Source organism: Pedobacter sp., from assembly GCF_046462515.1.
Lineage (GTDB): Bacteria > Bacteroidota > Bacteroidia > Sphingobacteriales > Sphingobacteriaceae > Pedobacter.
In genome coordinates this window covers 80,016-102,093 of sequence record NZ_JBKGVD010000002.1, presented here as the reverse complement: position 1 = coordinate 102,093, position 22,078 = coordinate 80,016, and the positions used below count along the sequence as shown (strand labels likewise).

The 22,078-nt window shown below is 37.5% G+C and carries 15 protein-coding genes; 3 read left to right on the top strand and 12 right to left on the bottom strand.

All coding sequences use genetic code 11. The features are described from left to right. Positions 1-14 precede the first annotated feature (14 nt). The 8 genes from ACLHG9_RS01260 to ACLHG9_RS01225 form a co-directional block, all read right to left on the bottom strand. A complete protein-coding gene (locus tag ACLHG9_RS01260; protein WP_410219729.1) occupies positions 15-1,241 on the bottom strand; it encodes a cytochrome c oxidase subunit II in 1,227 nt (408 codons plus the stop codon). 65 nt (positions 1,242-1,306) lie between these two features. Next, entirely contained in the window at positions 1,307-2,530 is a 1,224-nt protein-coding gene (locus ACLHG9_RS01255) for a quinol:cytochrome C oxidoreductase (protein ID WP_410219728.1), read from the bottom strand. 15 nt (positions 2,531-2,545) lie between these two features. Next, the gene (locus ACLHG9_RS01250; protein WP_410219727.1) at positions 2,546-3,151 is read right to left on the bottom strand and encodes a c-type cytochrome; all 606 of its coding nucleotides are present in this window, start codon (positions 3,149-3,151) and stop codon (positions 2,546-2,548) included. Next, positions 3,144-3,680, bottom strand: a complete 537-nt coding sequence (locus ACLHG9_RS01245; protein ID WP_410219726.1) for a DUF3341 domain-containing protein — start codon at positions 3,678-3,680, stop codon at positions 3,144-3,146. The genes ACLHG9_RS01250 and ACLHG9_RS01245 overlap by 8 nt, the downstream gene beginning before the upstream one ends. 2 nt (positions 3,681-3,682) lie before the next feature. After that, on the bottom strand, positions 3,683-5,155 hold the full coding sequence (nrfD, locus tag ACLHG9_RS01240; protein ID WP_410219725.1) for an NrfD/PsrC family molybdoenzyme membrane anchor subunit: 1,473 nt from the start codon (positions 5,153-5,155) through the stop codon (positions 3,683-3,685). A 26-nt stretch (positions 5,156-5,181) separates the two neighbouring features. Next, positions 5,182-8,226: a TAT-variant-translocated molybdopterin oxidoreductase gene (locus ACLHG9_RS01235; RefSeq protein WP_410219724.1), complete on the bottom strand. Its 3,045-nt coding sequence runs from the start codon at positions 8,224-8,226 to the stop codon at positions 5,182-5,184. Positions 8,227-8,272: 46 nt separating this feature from the next. Further along, complete coding sequence (locus ACLHG9_RS01230) at positions 8,273-9,562, bottom strand: c-type cytochrome (RefSeq protein WP_410219723.1); 1,290 nt, start codon at positions 9,560-9,562, stop codon at positions 8,273-8,275. 256 nt (positions 9,563-9,818) lie between these two features. Continuing rightward, a complete protein-coding gene (locus ACLHG9_RS01225; RefSeq protein WP_410219722.1) occupies positions 9,819-10,799 on the bottom strand; it encodes a deoxyhypusine synthase family protein in 981 nt (326 codons plus the stop codon). A gap of 151 nt (positions 10,800-10,950) precedes the next feature. On the opposite strand from ACLHG9_RS01225, the gene ACLHG9_RS01220 reads away from it, so the two are divergent. After that, positions 10,951-12,081 (top strand): BamA/TamA family outer membrane protein, encoded by a 1,131-nt coding sequence (locus ACLHG9_RS01220; RefSeq protein WP_410219721.1) that lies wholly within the window; start codon positions 10,951-10,953, stop codon positions 12,079-12,081. A 123-nt stretch (positions 12,082-12,204) separates the two neighbouring features. After that, positions 12,205-14,379 (top strand): penicillin acylase family protein, encoded by a 2,175-nt coding sequence (locus ACLHG9_RS01215; protein WP_410219720.1) that lies wholly within the window; start codon positions 12,205-12,207, stop codon positions 14,377-14,379. Between the two features lie 57 nt (positions 14,380-14,436). Here ACLHG9_RS01215 and ACLHG9_RS01210 read toward each other — a convergent pair whose 3' ends face one another. Both ACLHG9_RS01210 and ACLHG9_RS01205 read right to left on the bottom strand, forming a co-directional pair. Next, positions 14,437-15,108 (bottom strand): DUF1345 domain-containing protein, encoded by a 672-nt coding sequence (locus tag ACLHG9_RS01210; RefSeq protein ID WP_410219719.1) that lies wholly within the window; start codon positions 15,106-15,108, stop codon positions 14,437-14,439. A gap of 1 nt (position 15,109) precedes the next feature. Then, complete coding sequence (locus tag ACLHG9_RS01205) at positions 15,110-15,925, bottom strand: O-methyltransferase (protein WP_410219718.1); 816 nt, start codon at positions 15,923-15,925, stop codon at positions 15,110-15,112. A 4-nt stretch (positions 15,926-15,929) separates the two neighbouring features. Here ACLHG9_RS01205 and ACLHG9_RS01200 point away from each other — a divergent pair, with 4 nt between their 5' ends. Beyond that, positions 15,930-16,793, top strand: coding sequence for a transglutaminase-like domain-containing protein (locus tag ACLHG9_RS01200; RefSeq protein WP_410219717.1), 864 nt, complete (start codon positions 15,930-15,932; stop codon positions 16,791-16,793). A gap of 20 nt (positions 16,794-16,813) precedes the next feature. On the opposite strand, the gene ACLHG9_RS01195 is transcribed toward ACLHG9_RS01200, so the two are convergent. Both ACLHG9_RS01195 and ACLHG9_RS01190 read right to left on the bottom strand, forming a co-directional pair. After that, positions 16,814-20,641: a TIM-barrel domain-containing protein gene (locus ACLHG9_RS01195; protein WP_410219716.1), complete on the bottom strand. Its 3,828-nt coding sequence runs from the start codon at positions 20,639-20,641 to the stop codon at positions 16,814-16,816. 63 nt (positions 20,642-20,704) lie between these two features. Beyond that, positions 20,705-22,048, bottom strand: a complete 1,344-nt coding sequence (locus ACLHG9_RS01190) for a deoxyguanosinetriphosphate triphosphohydrolase (protein WP_410219976.1) — start codon at positions 22,046-22,048, stop codon at positions 20,705-20,707. Between the last annotated feature and the right edge of the window lie 30 nt (positions 22,049-22,078).

The following is a 22,078-nucleotide window of genomic DNA, read 5'->3' as shown; positions in this document are numbered from 1 at the left end:
TATTTCCAGTATTATTATTTTTTTAATGCAAGTTGATTTTCTGCCGGTGTTTTAACCGAAGCTGTAGCTGCTGTATCTGTCGCCTTTTCAGGAGTTGCTACAGGAACAGGTAAGTTAAATGCTTTTCTCAAACCATCGTTTAAATATGGTTTCTGATTTGTTAACCACTCTTCGTACTCTTTTTCAGAAACAACTCTAACAACTTTTTGCATGTTAAAGTGGTTGGTCCCGCAAATTTTAGAACAAAGTAATATATAGTGGAAATTAGGATCGCCTGTTTTAGCCTTCATTTCATCAGTTGTAATGGTTGGCGTAAACTCAAAATAGGTAGGCATACCCGGAACCGTATTTAACTGAACTCTAAAGTGAGGCATGTAGAAACTGTGGATAACGTCTTTACTGGTTAAAGTAAAACGTACAGCTTTGTTAACCGGCAATACAATTTCGTCAGCTACTAAATCGTCCTGGCTATTTCTATCATTGAAATCAATACCCAAATTATTGGTACTGGTAATTAATTTGTAGTTCTTTTTACCTACAATTCCATCTTTACCAGGATAGCGTATATCCCACTGGAACTGTGAAGAGGTAACCTCAATGCTCAGAGGCTTATTATTAGGGTCTTCAACTTTATGGAAAATAGATCTCCAGGTTAAAAAGCCCATTAATACCAATACAGTTAAAACTAAGGCCGGAATAATAGTCCAAATGCGCTCTATTGTATTGTTATGCGGATAGTAATAAGCTTTTCTTGCTTTATTGTATCTGTAGATGTAAGCAAATATGAATAATACAATATGCGTAGCGATGAAAACAACAGATGTTAAAATTAAAGTAATTTCAAACATCTGGTCTATTTTCTTACCATGTTCAGACGCAGCTTCAGGCAATATCATTTTGCCATGAACAGTATATTCAAAATATACACCGTATAATCCAACAATTAAAAATATCACAAAAAGAACCGCATTGATCAAATCCCAATTTATGCCTTGTGATTTACCCTGGGTCTCTCTGGTTAGCTCATAAACTTTTAAAGCTTTACCTACAATAGCGACGAATAAACATGCTAATAAGAACAGCAAAACATAAAAGATAGTAGACCTGTAAACCGGTTCCATATCTACTGGTTTTGCTATAGCGGCAGCTTCTTGAGCAAAAACGGCAGTACTCGAAAACAGGGTAAATATTACCGCTAACGCTGCCATTGTTTTATTACCTATTACTTTAATTAAACTCATTTTCTTTAAGTAGTACTAAGTACTTTATCTATTTCAATTATTATATTCTAAAATGCAAGCCAGTCTTACAAATGGTGATGTAAACTCTCTTGTAAGAAAGGGTGGTTTTTAGGCGCAAGGGCTTTTTTACTTAATGCATTTAATACAGTGAAAGTAAACAATCCTAAAAATCCTAAAGCAACTCCTATTTCTATAACTCCAAAACCGCTACCATCTTTAGTACCATGTTCAAAGATACCTGGCATGATCATTTGATAATAGTCAACCCAGTGACCGCATAACACAACTATAGAAACAAACAATAACATTTTCTCACTACGTTTGTTATCACGATCCATTAATAATAATAACGGAGCTAAGAAATTCATTGCAAGATTTAAATAAAACCAGAATTCATAGCTTTCAAAACGTTTATAGAAATAAACTGTTTCTTCAGACATGTTTGCATAATAGATCAATAAGAATTGTGCAAACCATACATAGGTCCAGAAAATTGAGAAACCGAATATCAACTGTCCTAAGTTATGCAAATGACTGTTATTTACCCAGCTCATATATCCTGCTTTTCTTAAGAGAATAAGAATAACTGCAATGGCTGCTAAACTACTTACCCACATAGCGGCAAAGTTATACCATCCAAACATTGTAGAGAACCAGTGTGCCTCTAAAGACATAATCGTATCAAAAGCAAAGATTGGAGTTGTAAAACCGTATATGACTAAGAATATACAAGAATTTTTAAAGCTTTTTCTGTAAGATTCTAAACCTCCGTTCAAATCTTCGTTATATGACCATTTGGCAACAGAATAAGCAAAGATTGAATAAATACCTAAAAACACAACTTGTCTGGTCATGAAGAAAGGTACATTTAAAAACACTGACTTACCAGCGATAAGGCTGTCATAATTTGGTGAGTTAGGATCAATTAATCCTTCTGCATGCCAGTGGTGATAAAGATTATGTGAATATAAACCTAAACCAATTACAAGCAGTAAAATAATTACAGCAAAAGGTAAGGTTTTAGCCATAGCTTGTGGTACACGTAAAATTGACGCAGACCAACCTGCCTGTGCTACAAATTGTACAGCCAGAAAAAATGCGGCCGACATACATACACAAGCAAAATAATAGGCCATTAGTAACAGGTTAGCAAAAGTACGTTCGCTAGCACCCGAAGCAAAGCCGTATCCAATAGCTGCCAGGCCAATTACAATACCTATTATACTTAGGTTTCTAACTTTTCCTGTAAACTCAAATTGTTCGGCTAAATTATAGTGATGAGTTCCCATTTATTTCTGCTTTTCTTATTTTATTTTTTGTAATTCCTGAACATACATTACTACTTTCCATCTCTCGGTCGGAGAAAGTTGTGACGCATGAGATCCCATTGCGTTTAATCCATACATGATGGTATGGTAAATTTTACCAGCCTGTAAATCTCTCATTAAGCCACCTCTAGATGAGTTGGCATCATCTCCATGATAAGCCGGCACACCAGATATACCTTTGTCTAATTTTACGATATGACCTTGACCATCACCTTTCTCGCCATGACAAGGCGCACAAAATACGGTATAAAAGTGCTTACCTTCTGCAAGGTTCTTTTCAGTTACCGGTAATGGGTTTACCAATGCCGCAGAAGCTTCATAACCTTCTTTGGTATTTGGCAATTCATATCTGTCAAAACCTATAGGATTAGTATTTGAAGGAGGCGTTTGCGCCGTTTGTCCTTTAAAACTTTCTAAATCTGGATTTGTAGTTGAAACTGGCTGATCCTGGTTGTAAGCAATTGGATCATACATATTTCTTGCATATTCTAAGCCTGTACTTTTCTTATCTCTACAAGCTGAGAACATTACTACAGCTGATAATAATGAAAAAGTGGCTAAAACTATTCTATTCTTATTCATAGCTAACATACTTCCTTTCATTGTACTTAACCTCTAGAGCTCCAGCACCTTTTAATAGTTCATCAATTTTAGCATGATCTGCGTTTTCTTTTGCATCAACCGCAATGATAAAACGATCATTCGTAGCGCGTAGATCCATTACTCTTGGTGCTCTTCCCGGAAATAAATGTGTTGATGCATAGTAAGAACCAACTAACCCGAAAGCACAGAACAAAATGGTTAACTCAAACGTAATTGGAATAAAATCTGGTAACGCAAAATGAGTTTTACCACCAATGTTTAAAGGCCAATCTACAACAGTTGCCAAATAAACTCCTGTAAGCATGGTTATTGTTCCGGTTATACCGAAAAAGAAAGCAGCAACGTCAAGTCTTGATCTTTTAACTCCCAGTTTTGCTTCAATACCGTGAATAGGCATAGGAGTATAAACATCATAAATAGAGATGTTGTTCTCCTGCAATTTGTCGATGCCATGCATCAACTCATCAGGATCGCCAAAACTGCCTATAATATATTTGATATTACTCATTGTTATAATTTTGCGTATTCTTCTTGTTTAACACTATCAAATTTTTCTAAAGACCCAATGTATTCTTTTACTTGTTCTTTATCCAAATGCCCCTCTTTGATCAGTTCCATTTTAGATTGCTCGCTTGCACTCTTCAAGATCATTTTAACCTCAGCAATAGCAATAGAAGGTAAAACTCTTAAGAACAATAAGAATAAAGTAAAGAATAAACCAATTGAACCCACAAATACACCTACATCAATCCAGGTAGGATAGAACATTGCCCAGCTCGAAGGAATATAATCACGGTGTAATGAAGTTACGATGATTACAAAACGCTCAAACCACATACCGATGTTTACCACAATAGATAAAATCCAGGTAGCAGCAATGTTTGTACGTATCTTTTTGAACCAAAATAATTGAGGAGAAATTACGTTACAAGTCATCATTAACCAGTATGCCCACCAATATGGTCCTGCAATACGGTTTTGGAACGCATACATCTCATAAGGAGATCCTGAATACCATGCGATGAATAACTCTGTTAAATAAGCCACACCTACGATTGAACCTGTTACGATGATGATTTTGTTCATCGATTCGATATGGAACATCGTAATATAATTTTCTAAACCTAATACTTTACGTACAACCAATAATAAGGTTAACACCATGGCAAAACCTGAGAAAATCGCACCTGCCACGAAATATGGAGGGAAGATTGTAGTATGCCACCCCGGAATTACCGAAGTTGCAAAGTCCATAGATACGATAGTGTGTACCGAAAGTACTAATGGCGTTGAAATACCTGCTAAAATCAATGATACCGCCTCAAAACGTTGCCAAGTTTTTACGCTACCTGTCCAACCGAATGAGAAAATAGTATAGATTTTTTTACGTAAGCCTGTTGCTCTGTCTCTGATCGTTGCGATATCTGGTAATAAACCTGTGTACCAAAATAATAATGATACCGAGAAATAAGTTGAGATCGCAAACATATCCCATACTAAGGGAGAGTTAAAGTTTACCCAAAGTGAACCGAACTGGTTTGGCAAAGGAAGTACCCAATATGCTAACCAAGGACGCCCCATGTGCGATACAACATAAGTTGCGGCACAGATTACGGCGAAAATGGTCATTGCCTCTGCTGAACGGTTAATGGAGTTACGCCAGTTCTGACGGAAAAGTAACAATACCGCAGAAATCAGCGTTCCGGCGTGACCGATACCTACCCACCATACGAAACCGGTGATATCCCAAGCCCAACCTACTGTTTTATTTAAACCCCAAGCACCAATACCGGTCCAGAAAGTATAACCAACCGCAAACACCCAAAGCGATGCGCCACAAAGCGAAACGATGAAACCAATCCACCATGCTCTGTTAGGTTTATTCTCTACTGGCAACAAAATCTCATCCGTAATTTGTGCATACGTGATGTTCTTGCCGGTAATTAATGGTTCTCTTAAAATTGATTCGTTATGTCCTGACATAATAATTTATACTCTAAATACAGCTGTTAAGCGTGCACTTCTTTTGTTTCTGAATCGATATTTCTAATTTTTGTCATGTAGCCAATTCCTGGTTCTACATTGATTTCCTCTAAAACATAGTATGTACGTTCGCTACGTAATGCTTTCGATACTTCTGAGTTAGGATCATTCTTATCTCCGAAGATGATTGCATTTGCCGAACAAGCTTGCTGACAAGCCATTTTAATATCACCATCTTTTAGTGCACGTTTCTCCATTTTAGCAGCTAATTTACCTGCCTGGATACGTTGAATACACATTGAGCATTTTTCCATAACACCTCTTGAACGAGTAGTTACATCAGGATTTAACACCAACTGCGTAAATTCATTATTTAAATAATTATCGAAACGAGAGTCGTTCCAGTAGTTAAACCAGTTAAAACGACGCACTTTGTATGGACAGTTGTTTGCACAGTAACGTGTACCTACGCAACGGTTATAAGCCATGTGATTTAAACCATCTGATGAGTGTACCGTTGCCAATACCGGACATACGGTTTCACATGGTGCGTGATCACAGTGCTGGCATAACATTGGCTGATGTACCACAGATACATTATCCAAGTTATCCATTTTAGCAATCTCTGTTTCTTTAGTTACATCATGACCTGTTTTCTCATCATTAAAGCTGTAATAACGGTCAATACGTAACCAGTGCATCTCTCTACGACGACGAACTTCGTCTTTACCAACAACAGGAATATTATTTTCTACGTTACAAGCAACTATACAAGCACCACAACCAGTACAAGCATTTAAATCAATTGCCATTACCCAGTTGTTACCCAACATTTCGTGCTTATCTGTAGTCCACAAATCATATACTTTATGTTTATGGTGGTTACCAGAACCTGCTGCCGGATCTTTTTGATAATCTTTGAAAGAAGCTTCACGTATTACGTTTCTTCCTTCAAAAGAATAGTGTGTTTGTGTTTGTGCTAATTCTTCTCTACCCCCCGCTGAAGCTAAGGTAGCAGTAGTAGCATATTGTAAAGTTCCGTTTGTAAAACTTACAAATGGATAAGCGTTTTTACCTACATTGTTACCTGCTTTACCTGCTTTGGTACGGCCATAGCCTAAAGCTATAGCGGCAGTTCCCATTGCTTGTCCAGGCTGGATCAATACAGGAAGAATAACTTCATATCCGTTTGCACCTTTTACAGAAACCAGATCAAACTCCTTGTAGCCTAATTTATCTGCCTGTTTAGGAGATAAAGCCAAGAAGTTATCCCAGGTTACTTTAGATACCGGATCTGGTAATTCTTGCAAGAAGGCATTGTTAGCCAGTTTACCATCACGCATTGGGATATTCTCATAAACCAATAACTCGATGTCTTTTTGTAAAGCCTTGCTGCTTGCTATAATAGAAGAAACTACGGCATCTAAAGCTAAGCTAAAGCCATAAGAAGAAGCTGCTTTAGGGGCTTTGGTTACCAATCCATCTTGTAGCAGATCATTCCATGATTTACCTGTTCCAGGTAAAATATTTTTCTCCCAGTTGCTACGTACATACTGGTAATAATCTTGTACCGGAGCATCAGACCAGATTAATAAACTCTGCTCTGGCTGACGTGAGTTGAATACCGGATTGATGGTTGGCTGTACAATTGAGTAATAGCCTTCGTAAGTATTGGCATCGCCCCACGATTCTAAATAATGAGGAGCAATAGCAACAACATCGCAGTTTTCAGCGGTTTCATCCTCTCTATCAGCAAAAGAAACTTTTAAACCAACTTTAGCTAAAGCTTCATTAAATGCTTTAGTATTAACAGCATCATAAGAAGGGTTCGCATCCATAAAGAATACTGCCCCTACTTCTCCTCTGTTCATCTCATTGATCAACTCTGCAAACTCTGCATCATTACCTTCATAACGTTTGCAAGGATTATCTATATCAATAGTGGCACCATAGCTACCAATAGCAACGTTAATGGCATTAACTAATGTTTGTGTAGACACATCATTAGAACCACAAACTACAAGCGCTTTACCTTTATTCTGGGTAAGTTCTTTAGCAACCAGCTTAATGGCTTTATCTGCTGTAGTGTTATTTGGTAAACCTGCTCCCGGTAAGCTGTTTCCTGTAATTGCATTATAAAGCGCAATTAAAGCAGGTCCCTGCTCTGATAATTTAACTGTAACACGCGTATCAGCGTTGGTACCCGTTAAACTCATACCAGTTTCGAACTGGAAATGACGAGACATTTTACCTTTTTCCAATGATTTGTAATTTCTGTTAGAAATGTACTGAGCAGTGAATTCTTCTCCACTGATCCATGTCCCTAAGAAATCGGCAGCAAAACTTACAATAAGGTCTGCCTTATCAAAGTTATATTTAGGCAATACGGCTTTACCAAAGCTGTTCTCATTTGCTTTGATAATACCTGTATATGAAACTGGATCGTATTGTACATGCTTTGCAGTTGGATATTTAGCTGCAAAATCAGCAATTACAGATTTAGCCGAAGGACTGTTTAAACTTGAAGATACAATACGGATTTTTTTGCCCGCAGCCTGTACCTTGTTCAACTCCCCTTTAACATAATCATCCAATTTAGCCCAAGTTGTATCTTCTTTCTTTAAAACAGGATTCTTCAGTTTAGAAACGTCATACAAATCTAAAACTGAAGCCTGAGCCTGAGCATCTGTACCATTATTGAAAACGCCTGCTTTAGGGTTTGCTTCAATTTTAATAGGACGCCCAACTACGGTTTTAACTAAAACGCTGTTACCTTTAAAGGTAGAAACATAATAGTTCGGGATACCAGGCACAACCTCTTCCGGTCTAATTAAATAAGGAATTGATTTATGTACCGGTGCTTTCTGACAGGCAGCTAAAGTTACAGCTCCCAAACCAAAACCTAACGCTTTTAAAAAGTCGCGACGTGGGGTTACCGTACTTAATCCTGCTTCACTTAAAACATCTTCTATTGGAAGCGGCTCAGCAAATTCATTCTTGTTATTTTCAAGAAACTCTGGAGTTTTATTTAACTCCTCTAAGCCTTTCCAGTATTTCTTATTGCTTTCCATTTAAGCTATATTACTGTTTATCGAACGTTCTTAACTAAACTCTTTATTAATAGTGACACTTACCACACTCTAAACCACCTAACATTGCCGGGGTAATTTTCTCACCTTTTTTGATTTTTTCGTGAGCAGCAATTACGTTAGCATAAAATGCATCGTTTTTCTTGTTAGAAATATCAGCTTCTTTGTGGCAGTTGATACACCATTTCATGGTTAATGGAGAATATTGATAAATCTCTTCCATTGTATTAACCGGACCGTGACAAGCGAAACATACAGGATCTGTAGGTTTTAAGCCTTTTTCTTTACGGATAGCCTCTTCTCCAACTACAACGTGCTGTGAGTGGTTGAAATAAGCAAAATCCGGCAAATTGTGAACACGAACCCATTCAATTAGCTTCTCTTTTGTTTTATCATAAGTTTGCTTATCGGCATCGTAGCCTAAAGCATTGTAAATCTTCTGGATTTCTGGAGAAATCTGTCCATCTTCAGTTCTGGCCTGAACGTTTTTATGACAGTTCATACAAACATTTAAAGATGGGATAGTAGCATTTTTAGATTTAAACGCTCCCGAGTGACAGTATTGACAGTCAATCTGGTTGATACCGGCGTGTAGTTCGTGAGAGAATTTAATTGGCTGTGTTGGTTGGTAACCAGTATGAACACCGGTTTCCCACATGCCCATCCAACCGAATGAACCTAAAACAATTACAAGACACAGTACCGTAAAGAAAACAAACTTCTTGTTTTTGAACAAGCCTTTAACACCTGTTACTAAAGAAACATTTTCTTCTTCAGCAATCTCAATACCTTGTTTCTCAAGAATTAAGCGCTCTAAAACTTTAATGGCTCTTCCTAATACAACTAATACAACTATCGATAAAACGATAATAGCTATAATACCCACGATAGAAAGGCTTGAAGCTCCTTCATCTTTTACAGCAGCACCCACAGCAACCTCTTTTTTAGGCTCACCTGCCTTAGCATAAGCAATGATGCTTTTAATTTGATCATCGCTCAAGTTAGGGAAAGTAGTCATTTCAGAAGGCGAGAATTTTGCCGCTTCTATAGCTTGTTTGTTACCCGAAGCTCTTAATGATACGTTGTCTCTAATCCACGCAATCAAGAAAGCCTCGTCTAATTCATTAACTTTTGGCGTTAAAGCCGGACCTGTTAAATCATGATCTAACGCGTGACATGACTTACATTTTGCTGTAAATAATGTCTTACCCTCCGCTACATCCTGCGCTTTTGATACAGTTACAATAAAAAAAGATAGCGCCGCCAAGATCATGGCCGACTTTCTAAACTTTTTAAATCCTAATGAGATATTTCTCATAATGAGTATTTTATGCTATAATTTGAAATAATTTTTTTGTTCTGAACAGTTTTCCATCGGTTTACCACTCAGAAATATTTGGACAAAAGTAATCTTTATTAAGTTATCAATGACACATTAATGACAGTGAAATACAATTTATAATCATTCTAAATTAATAAGAATTGTTAGCTTTAAAGGCATATAAGCACAATTTCAGTCTAATAATCCCCCCTATTTTCTAACAATTAATCAAATAAAGATTTTGATCTTTGGATTACTGTTTCAATATCCATGCAAAAATCAGAGGGGCCACAATTGTAGCGTCTGATTCTACAATAAATTTTGGTGTATTGATATCTAATTTACCCCACGTAATTTTCTCGTTAGGTACAGCTCCTGAGTATGAACCATATGAAGTAGTAGAATCTGATATTTGGCAGAAATAGCTCCAGAAAGGAATATTTTCCATTTCCATATCTTGATAAAGCATTGGTACCACACAAATAGGGAAATCACCAGCAATACCTCCACCTATCTGGAAAAATCCTATGCCTTTACCTGATGAGTTTTTCACATACCAATCTGCAAGGTAGCCCATGTATTCTATACCGCTTTTCATGGTAGTAGCTTTAAGTTCTCCTTTAATTACGTAAGAAGCAAAAATGTTACCCATAGTTGAATCTTCCCATCCTGGCACCACTATAGGAAGGTTTTTCTCTGCCGCAGCTAACATCCATGAGTTCTTTGGATCAATTTCGTAGTATTGCTCTAAAACTCCGCTTAAAAGCATTTTGTACATATATTCATGCGGAAAATAACGTTCACCATTATCATCTGCATCTTTCCATATTTTATGGATATGTTTTTGTAATCTTCTAAAGGCTTCCTCTTCTGGGATACAGGTATCGGTAACACGATTGTAATGGTTCTCTAACAAATCCCACTCATCTTGTGGACTTAAATCACGGTAATTAGGTACACGTTTATAATGAGAGTGCGCTACAAGGTTCATGATATCCTCCTCTAAGTTTGCACCTGTACAAGATATAATAGAAACTTTATCTTGTCTGATCATCTCGGCTAATGAAATTCCAAGCTCAGCAGTACTCATTGCACCCGCAAGCGTAATCATCATTTTACCACCTTCATCTAAATGGGTTTCGTACCCTTTTGCCGCATCCATCATAGCTGCAGCATTAAAATGGAGATAATTGGTCTCCATAAATTTGGATATTGGTCCTCTTGTAGTACTCATTATTTAATTTATTTTAATTGGCAAAAGTAACCAATTACTTTAATCTTTGCCAATCTATGTTGTTTATTTGTAACCTTACAGCAAGGTGCTCAAAACAAGTTAATTATAAAATTTTAAACGCATTTAAGCTATTTGTAATAGCTTTGTCCCTATGAAAAAAGTTGTACTATCCTTTTTAATGAGTATAAGCATATTGGTATGCAGTGCACAGGGCAAACTGATCAGAAAATTATTATCAAACGAAAAAGATACTACCCGTAAAGCAAGCTTTATGCCTGTACCTGTATTGGGTTATGCACAGGAAACAGGAGTTGAATTAGGCCTCGGCGCGATATATTCATTATATCTCGATAGGAAAGACACTTTAAATCGCAGCTCCAATTTTTACGGGATGGGATCTTATTCTACAAAAGGCACTTACAGCGTTACTTTAAAAGGAGATGTTTGGACAAAAGGTAATAAACATCATCTTATCGGCGACATTCGTTTTAAAGACATGCCCTTTAATTTTTATGGTTTAGGCAACAATACACTGGCTGCCAATGAAGACAAACTTGTACAACGCTCTATAAAAATGTTATTTGATGCTGAAAAGAGTTTCGTGGCGAAAAGTTATAGCGGAGTTTCTTTGGGTTTTGAAAATTATAGCTTTACAGATAAAATGGCTGATGGGATTTTTGCGCAAGACCCACTCATCTTCGATAAAGATGGAGGCTCTGTAGTATTTATAGGTGTATCACAAAGTTTAGATACACGAAACAGCAATAACTTCCCTACCAAAGGTTTTTTTGGCCGAATTTCGTACCAATATGCTCCCGATATTTTTGGAGGAGATAATTTTAAGGGTAGCCAGCTTAAGCTAAACTTACGCAGTTTCTGGTCCTTTACACCTAAAATAGTTTTAGGTGTACAAGCTATTTACCATACGGTTCAAAGCAATCATACCCCTTTTTACATGTTGCCGCAATTGGGTAACGATGAAATTATGCGTGGTTATTATGCAGGTCGTTACCGCGATGAAAACCTGCTTCAGGGACAGGCCGAGATACGTTACCGCTTTATGAACCGTTTTGCTTTTGTGGCTTTTGCAGGTTTAGGCAAGGTATTCAACAACAACGAAGTAAATCTAAACCATTTCAAGCCTAACTATGGTGTTGGAGGCAGGTACTTTTTTGATACGGCCAAAGGTTTAAGTGTACGTTTTGATTATGGTGTAGGCGAAAAACGTCCTGGAGAAAAAAGGCAGACAGGCTTTTATATTGGCTTAGGCGAGGCATTTTAATAGCCATCCGCAAAATGTTAGAGAAACGCTAAGTAAAAATATACGTGAAAATTAAACACTTGCTTTATATACTAAGATAAAGTTTAGATATTCGTTAAAGTTAACTAAATCTTAAATTCGTATATGAAACAGTTGTTGCTGCTCTTATTTCTTCCTTTAACCTTATTTGCGCAAAAATTAACCCCAACCGAAATTTCCAGTTTAGAAAAACAGGCAAAGCAGGTACAGATCATCAGAGATAAATGGGGAATACCGCATGTATACGGCAAAACAGATGCTGATGCCGTTTTTGGCCTCTTATATGCGCAATGCGAAGATGATTTTAAACGGGTAGAATTAAACTATATAGAAAAATTAGGCAGGTTATCTGAAATTAACGGCGAAAAAGATCTTTTTAACGATTTACAGATTCGCCTGTTAATTGACAGTGCCGATGCCATTGCTGATTATAAAAAAGCAGCACCGTGGTTAAAAAAATTATTAGATGCTTATGCAAACGGCATCAACTATTACCTGTATAAAAATCCGCAGGTAAAACCCGCTTTATTGACCCGCTTTAAACCTTGGTATCCTTTTTTATGGACAGACGGTAGTATTGGAGCCATTAATACGGGCAATCTTACTGTTGCCGAACTTAAACGGTTTTACACCAACGATCATGAACCAACAGCTTATATTCCCGAAATAAAAGATCAGCAAAGTGGTTCCAATGGTTTTGCATTCGCGCCTAAGATTACCGAAAATGGAAAAGCAATCTTATATCTTAATCCGCATACCACTTTCTATTTCAGGCCCGAAGTACAGATACACAGCGATGAAGGCTTAAACGTTTACGGTGCGGTTACCTGGGGGCAGTTTTTTGTGTACCAAGGCTTCAATGATTTCTGTGGCTGGATGCACACCTCTAATAACGTAGATATTGCAGATATGTATGCAGAAAAAATTACCAAAACAGGGGGAAATATTTTTTATGAATATGACGGGAAAAAACATCCGGTAAAAATTAAAAATGTAGAAATTAAATATACCGAGAATGGCCAGCTGAAATCTAAATCTTTTAAAACTTACTTTACCACAAACGGACCTGTAATGGCCATAAGAGATGGTAAATGGATCACATTGCGGCACCAGAACAGAAACCCCGAAAGTTTGGTTCAAAGCTGGGTACGTACAAAATCAAAAAGTTTTGATGATTATAAAAAAGCAATGGATTTACGTGCCAATGGCTCAAACAATACGGTATATGCAGATGCAGCAGGTAACATTGCCTACTGGCATGGCAATTACATACCCATAAGAGATATCAAATACAATTGGGCTGAGGTAGTAGATGGTTCTACTTCTGCAACTGCCTGGAAAGGTTTACACCCCGTAAGCGAAAGTGTACACGTTTACAACCCCATAAATGGCTGGTTGCAAAACTGCAACTCAACACCGTTTACAGTAGCAGGTGCAAACAGTCCTAAAAAAAGCGACTACCCTAGTTACATGGCTCCAGATGGTGAAAATTTCAGAGGCGTATCTGCTTTACGTTTATTGAATAGGCCTGTTAAGTATAACATGGATAAAGTGATCGCCATGGGATACGACACTTACCTTTCGGCATTTGAGGTTTTATTACCTGCACTCATCAAAGCTTATGATGGTTTACCTACAACAGATAGCCTAAAGAACACTTTAAAAGATCCTATTAACATTCTAAGAAAGTGGGATTATTACAGCGCCGAAAATTCTGTCGCGGCTGCTTTAGCTATGGAGTGGGCCCCTCGCTTAAACAGCATGATACAAAAGGTATATATAGATCCCGAAGAAAAAGACCAGGTTACTTCTACAACTGCATTTGCCCAAACCGCAAAACCTGCAGATTTATTGATACCCCTAAAAGCCACTATCAATAATTTAAACGAGCGTTTTGGCAAATGGCAGATAAGCTGGGGCGAAATAAACCGCTTTCAGCGTTTAACCGGAAACGTAGATGAACAATATGACGACAACGCACCAAGCTTGCCCGTGGCTTTTGGCTCGGGCATTTGGGGACAATTACCTTCATACCGCAGCAGTATGTTCAAAACCAATAAACGTTATGGAACAAGTGGAAACAGCTTTGTATGTGTGGTAGAATTTGGCGACAAGATAAAAGCAAAATCTGTTTTAGCCGGTGGAAACAGTGGGGATCCTAAATCTAAACATTTTAACGATCAGGCGCTGATGTACAGTAAAGGACAGTTTAAAGACATCTATTTTTATAAAGAAGATGTACTAAAAAATGCAGAGCGGATTTACAGACCAGGAGAATAATTAAAGCACAGGCGTTTGCCTAAATTGAAGTTCATAAGGATTTAGGCAAACGCTTTATTATCCTGCAATACCTGCTGCAGCATTAATAGTAAGCGCAATAATACAGGTATTGAACACAAAAGAAATTACACTGTGCCACAAGGTCAACCTTCTCATTTTGCGAGTAGTTACATCAATATCAGACACCTGAAAGGTCATACCTATTACCAGTGAATGGTAAGCAAAATCTATGAAATCAGGTTCGTCATCATGCGGAAATTTTAATCCTCCCTGTATTTTATTACCATGCATCTCATAATACAGATGGGCATAACGTATAGTATAAATGGTATGTACCAGAAACCAGCTTAAAAACATCCCCAACATCCCTAAAACAAGATATAACCAAGCATGACTTTCATTCACTTTGGCCTTGGCTATCAAAATGAATACGGCCAGTAATCCTGCAAAAGTTGCGAGTAATACCACCAAGAAAATAGCAGCCCTACCCCCATCCTCAATATTTGCATGTTGCTGTGTTTGTTTAGGTGTGGTATGGTTAAATATCCACCAACTGGTAGCAATCTGCACAACACAAAACATAATCCATCCAGCCATAAGCCTACTGATCAGATCAAGATCAAACATTTCGCTAATAAAAAACGTGAATATGCCGCAAGCAACACTTATGGCAAAGCGTTCTCCCGCTTTCTGTTTTTGTATTTTGCTCAATCCTGATGTATTTTTCATATCAGTACTTTAACTTAAAATGTTCTTTAGCCTGTCCTTTTCTAAAATAAACCAGCCCGATCCAAAACAAATCTACGGTTACCGTTACTTTTGGATGGGCTTTAATTTCGGCCCAAGCTTCTTTCATACCCTGGCTCCAGTAAATATCATCAAAAATAAGCAGGGTATCTTCATGTACCTTAGATAAGCACCAATTAAAATAATTCAATGTAGCTTCTTTGGTGTGGTTTCCATCTACGTACACAAAATCTAATTTTTTTCTTGATGCAATAGCATCTGGTAATAGATTATCGAAATTACCTACCTGCAACTCTATGTTATCTAATTGCAGTTCTTTAAAGTTCTGTGCGGCAACAGCGGCTGTTTGCGGGCAGCCCTCAATAGTTAAAATATCTGCCTTAGGACAGGCTTCCGACAAATATGCTGTTGTAATTCCCAAACAAGTACCCAGTTCTATTATATTTTCTGGATGGTGGTCTTTTGCCAAACGATGAATAAGCTGCGCTAAACGGGGTGTTTTCAAGGCATTTTTTGCAATCTGTTTAACTTTCTTTGTACGATTTTTATTGAGATGAGATCCTGCCCCTAAATCGGTAACAGTTATCAGTCTATCGTCATTTAACAGCTTTTTACGTTGTGTTTCTATTTGCTTGTATTCGTTTTTCTCTGAAAAATCGTAAATTACCTCATCTGCCAGTTTGTAAACAAAAGGCGAATGTGTTCCATGCCGGCTTTTTGCTGTTAAACGGTGCTTAAAAAAATCTGTAAGGAAAGTTAAAACCATAAACAAAAGTAAAGACTGAACTTGTAATTGCATAATAATGAAAAATTTTGCTGAGATAGATGCGTTGGTAAGATTGCTTGATGATCCTGATGAAGAGGTTTTTAAGCATGTGGAGGAGCGGCTGATCAATTATGGCAGCGAGGTAGTTTCTTATCTGGAAAATGCATGGGAAAAGTCTTTAGATACCGTGATGCAGGATCGCATTGAGAACATTGTACACACCATACAGTTTAACAATGTAAAATTAGATCTGAACTTATGGTATCAAAGTGGTGCTTTTGATCTGTTACAGGGTGCCCTGATCATTAACCGCTACCAATACCCTGATCTGGATGAGCAACAGGTAATTAACCAGATAGAAGAAATAAAACGTGAAATCTGGATGAGCCTGCAATATGAGATGAGCTCTATTGAAAAAATAAAGCTGATCAATCATGTTTTTTATACTCAGTTTGGATTTAGTGGCAATACCAAAAACCATCATGATCCGCAGAACTCTTACATCAGTCAGGTATTAGAGAGTAAAAGAGGAAATCAGATTTCTTTAGCTATCATCTATGCTACTTTAGCGCAAAAGCTTGATATCCCGGTTTATGGTGTAAATCTACCCCAACATTTTATTTTAGGTTACATAGACGAGACCAATCCCGATAAAGAAAAGGCTGTACTGTTCTATATCAATGCTTTTAATAAAGGTGCTATTTTTGGCAAACATGATGTTGACCAGTTTTTGCGCCAACTCAATTTAGAACCGCAACCGGGTTTTTATGCACCTTGCAGTAATACCGAAATTGTACGTCGTATCATTAGGAACCTGATTTCTGCTTACGAGAACTTAGGCGCGGCAGAAAAGGTTGCCGAGCTGAAAGAATTGCAGGAGGTTTTATCTGAAGATATCTGATCTACGCTGCAGTTATCTCTTTAAAACTTGATTACATTCAGGGCTTTATCAATCAAAAATCCTTGTGCAACTTTTAAGTCAAACGAAGCTTTGCGTTTTGCCTTAAATCTAATGATAAACAAATCTTGTGTGCCTTCTAAAGTCTCCTTATTTCCTATATTCACAAAAGTGGGATATAACACCTTATTGCCATTGGTATGTAACCTATCGTTGGTAAGGTTATCCATTTCTTTTATGTTCAGTGGTTTTATATCTACAAATTCAAAATCTTGATTGGTATAAGGCAATGCAAAGCTTAAAGCATTTACAGCTTTTAATCCTGATCCTTTTACAGTTATTTCTGCCATTTCATCTTTATTGTATACAGCCTTATTTCCGGCAAACTCTATTTTACCTTCTATTTTGTCTGCTCCGGGTTTTGCACCTCCGTCAAGCTGCGTTGCCACCACTGAAATATCATAGGCATCTATTATTCCATTATGGTTCATATCTCCATTGCTGATATAGCCTTCAAAATCAGCATCGCCTTTACGTAACCCTGTATAATTTGTATAAGAGATCAGGTCGTTACGGTCTATTTTTCTATCGTTGTTGATATCTCCCGGCAAATAACTTTCTGTTCCCGCCACTTTAAATACATAAAGTTCACGCCCTGAGCCATAGCCCCCAACCCCTTCAGTAAGGGTAATTTTTAGGTAACGTGCACTTGGATGTTCAGGAAAATTAAAAATCTTTACTTTATCATCTCTTTCCCAGTTAAACGGTCCTACTTCTGTCCAGGTTTCTTTATCATCACTGTAATAAACCTTTCCTTTTAGCCATATACCATTACCTCTTCCGCTACGTGGTAAATAATGCAGTTTATCCAGTTTATTAATACTTTTCAGATCCAGTATCAGGTCAAACGGAACAGCTTTGGCTCCCCATTTGGTATGCCACATACTGGCCTCGTCAAAATCAAAGAGATTTTCTATTTCTTCACCTTCCTGATTTTGGGCTGTGGTTTGTGCTATAATACCCTTAACAGCGAATTGTAAGGGATTTACTTTTGTTTTGGCATTTATAGTAACCCATTCTGAAGTTCCGCTCTTGTTTACGGCTCTTAACCTGAAAGTATAACTTGTTTCGGGTTTTAAGCTTTCAAATAAAAAGCTTTCATCTTTGATATGGGTATAACGCATCTGGTTAAACTCAATCTCGTAATAGTCTGCGTTGCTTACTTTATCCCAGCTTGGTTTTAAGGCATAAGCTTCTGTGTTGACATCAGAAACTAGTGCATTTTGAGGAATACTCAACGCTTCTGTTGATTTCTTCAACTGATCTGTAGGATTAAACCGATACCCTGAAATACTTAACGTTACTGGTGTTGTGGTAACATTTACTGCATTTACTTTAACCCATAACTGAGGGTTTTTAGTCATCTCAACCTTTTCAAATTCACTACCTTTTGTGGCAAATTCATTAAAGTTAGGATGCGTGTTATAGTAAAATACATTCTGACCTTTTGTAAAATCATCTATGTTGTTTACTTCGCTTAATTTGATTGTTCTACTACCGGCTTTAACCGCTATTTGCTTGGGTTTATCCGTAACATTTACTTTAAACCAGGTTGATTTATTCTTCACAAAACCATCAAAATTACCTTTGGTTACATGAATAGTTATAACTGCTGTTTGCTGGTTCAGATTACTTTCAATCAAGGTTGTAGTGCCCTGTCCTCTTTTATAATTTTCGGTTTTCCCATCATCATCATAAGCCATAAAGCTACTTTTACCATATGGATAAAGCTCATAAATACGGGTATGCTCATCAATATCTTTCACATGGTTATTAGGGTTAACCATTGGAATAATCGCGCCTGCTTTTACAAATACAGGCAATTTCCATAAAGGCGCATCAAAACTGTTAATCACCACGCCGCCTTCATATTTTTCACCTGTGAAATAATCATACCATATGCCTTTTGGCAAATAAATGTTGTTACGAATGTCGTTACCTTTTTGATCAGCCTGAGTTGGCTGATAAATAGGTGCTACCAGAAAATAAGGCCCGTACATAAACTGATATTGCGTGGCAACGCCTAAGGTATAGGTATTTTGATCTGCTAAAAACATAGCCCTGATGATAGGTAAGCCTTTTACAGCTTCTTTGGCTATGCTGTAAGTATAAGGTAATAAAGCCGATTTGAGCTTTAAATAGTTACGGTTAATAGAGGTTACGGGTTCGCCCAATGCTTGCGGATATTTTTCATTGGTTCCCCATCCATCCATATTCAGCTGCATGGGTGTAAAGGTTTTCCATTGAAAATCGCGGGTGTTTACTACCGGATTTTGTCCACCAAAAATACCATCCATATCTGAAGTAATATTTGGCTGACCTGAAAGTCCTGAACCAATGTAAGTAGGGATGTGAAAACGGATGTATTCCCATACACCTCCGGTCTGGTCGCCTGACCATATGCCGGCATAACGTTGCGTTCCAGCCCAGCCATCAAGTGAAATGATAAAAGGTCTGGCATGATTTCCATACTCAGGCATGATCTTACCTACATCGGCTACTCCATTTAATCCAAAAGAATAACCCGCTCCTACCCAGGCTACATCTGTTTTTAGCACTCTTACACCTGCATCTCTCACTTCTTTGATAATATCACGTTGTAAAAGCGGACTGATATCTTCTTTAGGGTGCAGATCAGATTGTGTCCAAAGCCCAATTTCTACCCCATTTTTACGGGCATACTCTCCAAAGCTTTTTAGATTTTGGATATTACCCTCTAAAGTTTCTGTTTGTCCATAGCCTGCACCATAACCATCGTTAGGGAGTATCCAGCCCAAGGGCATGTCATTTTTCTGATAGCGGTCTATAACGGCGCGTGCAGAAAACTGATAATTATTTTTTTCTCCATTTAATGATTCTTTAATACCGCCATTGTCTTTCTGGCTTTCTTTGTATTTTTTGCCATCTTCAAATAAAATTCCCTTCTCGTCTTCTTTCCAGTAATCGCGGTTATAAGCGTTCAAATGTCCCTGATAAAAAGCGAATTTTGGCAACAGTACAGGATTACCTGTTAGCTGGTAAAAATCATTTAGTAAAGCTTCAGGTTGTTGATTTACCATGAAGAATACATCCAAGTAATTGGTTTCATGGTAAGCTTTTACAACCGATTTATTTTTAGAACCAAAATCGTATTTACCTTTTTTAAAGGTGTACCACATTAGACCATAACCCTGAGTTGACCAGTAAAACGGTGTTGGAGAAGCCACTCCTCCGTCTGTCCAGCTGTTCTGGTTTTCAATGGCAATCATTTTTCCTTTATGAGAAAAACGGCCGTTTTGTACGCCACCTCCGTAAAAATATTCATCAGGTTTAGCTTTAATACTTAAGGTAACTTTGCCGCTTTCAAATAAAACTGGTTCGGCTTCTTCTAAAACCACTTTTTTGGTTTGGAGATCAACCAATTTAAAAAGTGTACTGGTTTTATTAAAGCTTAGACTAATGCTTGGTGTGCTAATCAATATCTCACGTCCGTTATCTGTTAGTTTTAAGCTTGAAACAGGTTTACGGGGCTGATCAACTAAAATCTGTGCTTCGGGCTTGGCCTGTGGAGCTCTCATTGCTCCGCCGCTGTTATCTTGAAAAAGCCTGAAAATATGATTGCCATAAAAATCGATTAACAGCTTATGTTGATTTACAAGAGTAAGCTCTATTGTGGTTGCATTCGATTTTTTTGCATTGACAATTCCATTGGTTTGTGCGTACAGATATTGATTTTGCAAAATCAATAAGCCCGCTAAAAGAATCGGCAACCTAACCATATTTAAACCAAATACATTCAATACCTTTTTCATATTTTCAAATTATGAGAAGTAAATTTAAAGGTTATGATATGAACTAACTGTAAAAATTCAGCATTAGCTAATGGTAGGGAAAGAAATCCCTTTTATTTTACTATAAAGCTCTACCGCGTACAGATCTGTCATACCCGAAACAAAATCCAGTGCGCTCTGTATTTTAGCATAAGTATTATCTTCCTTATGCAAGAATTGCGGAGGTATGAGTTTTATTAATTTCTCGTAGTAATGGGTATCGTTATTTACCAATGCGGGTACAAATTCTTCCAATAACCCGGCCATTACTTTATAACCTGAAACTTCTTTTTGGATAACCGATTCGTAATTATAGATCTTTTCAACAGAAATTGCCCCAATCTTATCCCAGGTATCAGAAAGCGATGGAGGTAAACTATCAGTTAGACTTTGGTTAAAAGTTCCATTCAAAAATTCAGTCTGTTGCTCAAAAAATATTTCAGAACACTCAGCAATTAAAGTATTAATGGCTTTTGCTCTCAACAAACTAATCTTTGCATCATTATCTTCAAATTCGTTCTTTAATCGCTGTTCCAATCTTTCATCATTGCAAAGCGGGATTAAAAGATCTTTAACAGTTTCATAACTGAGGATTTTTAACCGATGTGCATCTTCCAAATCAATAATGCTGTAGCAAATATCATCCGCAGCTTCTACTAAATAAGTTAAGGGATGACGTTTGTAAACCAAGGGCTGATCTGATACTTTTTCTATACCCAGTTCTTGAGCAATATTACGATAAGTATCTATTTCAGTATAAAAGAACCCGTATTTTTTGGTATAAATATTGGCTTTGTTATGACCAGCAATAGATTGACAAGGGTATTTGGCAATAGCTGCTAAAGTAGAATACGTTAAAGCATAAGCACCATTTCCTTTTCCGCTAAAAGGATGTGTTAAAATACGCAGCGCATTTGCATTTCCTTCAAACCGCACAATATCGCTCCATTGCTCTGTGGTAACCTTGCTTTGGTATTGCTTGCCATCGCCATCTGTAAAATATCTTGATATGGCCGCTTCTCCCGAATGCCCAAAGGGGGGATTTCCCATATCATGTGCTAAAGCAGCAGCAGCTACAATATTACCAGCCTCGCTCATTAAAGGCAATTCCTCATCAAGATTAGGATTATGCTTTTTAAGTTTGTTGTAAAAAATACGGCCCAGAGAACGGCCCACACTGGCCACTTCTAAACTGTGTGTTAAACGGTTATGCACAAACACACTGCCCGGCAAGGGAAAGACCTGTGTTTTATTCTGCAGCCTCCTAAAAGGTGAGGAAAAAATTAATCGGTCATAATCTCTTTGAAACTGCGAACGAGCTTCATCTGTATCTTCGTGCCTCTTGGCATGTCCCCATCTTCTTGACGACAACAGGTGTTTCCACTCCATCATAGCGTATATTTTGAGCGGCTAAACTAA

Coding starts and splice junctions, on each gene's coding strand:
- ACLHG9_RS01195 (WP_410219716.1), bottom strand. CDS start 20,641: ATGAAAAAGGTATTGAATGTATTTGGTTTAAATATGGTTAGGTTGCCG.
- ACLHG9_RS01225 (WP_410219722.1), bottom strand. CDS start 10,799: ATGAGTACTACAAGAGGACCAATATCCAAATTTATGGAGACCAATTAT.
- ACLHG9_RS01190 (WP_410219976.1), bottom strand. CDS start 22,048: ATGGAGTGGAAACACCTGTTGTCGTCAAGAAGATGGGGACATGCCAAG.
- ACLHG9_RS01255 (WP_410219728.1), bottom strand. CDS start 2,530: ATGGGAACTCATCACTATAATTTAGCCGAACAATTTGAGTTTACAGGA.
- ACLHG9_RS01210 (WP_410219719.1), bottom strand. CDS start 15,108: ATGAAAAATACATCAGGATTGAGCAAAATACAAAAACAGAAAGCGGGA.
- nrfD (WP_410219725.1), bottom strand. CDS start 5,155: ATGTCAGGACATAACGAATCAATTTTAAGAGAACCATTAATTACCGGC.
- ACLHG9_RS01245 (WP_410219726.1), bottom strand. CDS start 3,680: ATGAGTAATATCAAATATATTATAGGCAGTTTTGGCGATCCTGATGAG.
- ACLHG9_RS01230 (WP_410219723.1), bottom strand. CDS start 9,562: ATGAGAAATATCTCATTAGGATTTAAAAAGTTTAGAAAGTCGGCCATG.
- ACLHG9_RS01215 (WP_410219720.1), top strand. CDS start 12,205: ATGAAACAGTTGTTGCTGCTCTTATTTCTTCCTTTAACCTTATTTGCG.
- ACLHG9_RS01235 (WP_410219724.1), bottom strand. CDS start 8,226: ATGGAAAGCAATAAGAAATACTGGAAAGGCTTAGAGGAGTTAAATAAA.
- ACLHG9_RS01205 (WP_410219718.1), bottom strand. CDS start 15,925: ATGCAATTACAAGTTCAGTCTTTACTTTTGTTTATGGTTTTAACTTTC.
- ACLHG9_RS01260 (WP_410219729.1), bottom strand. CDS start 1,241: ATGAGTTTAATTAAAGTAATAGGTAATAAAACAATGGCAGCGTTAGCG.
- ACLHG9_RS01200 (WP_410219717.1), top strand. CDS start 15,930: ATGAAAAATTTTGCTGAGATAGATGCGTTGGTAAGATTGCTTGATGAT.
- ACLHG9_RS01220 (WP_410219721.1), top strand. CDS start 10,951: ATGAAAAAAGTTGTACTATCCTTTTTAATGAGTATAAGCATATTGGTA.
- ACLHG9_RS01250 (WP_410219727.1), bottom strand. CDS start 3,151: ATGAATAAGAATAGAATAGTTTTAGCCACTTTTTCATTATTATCAGCT.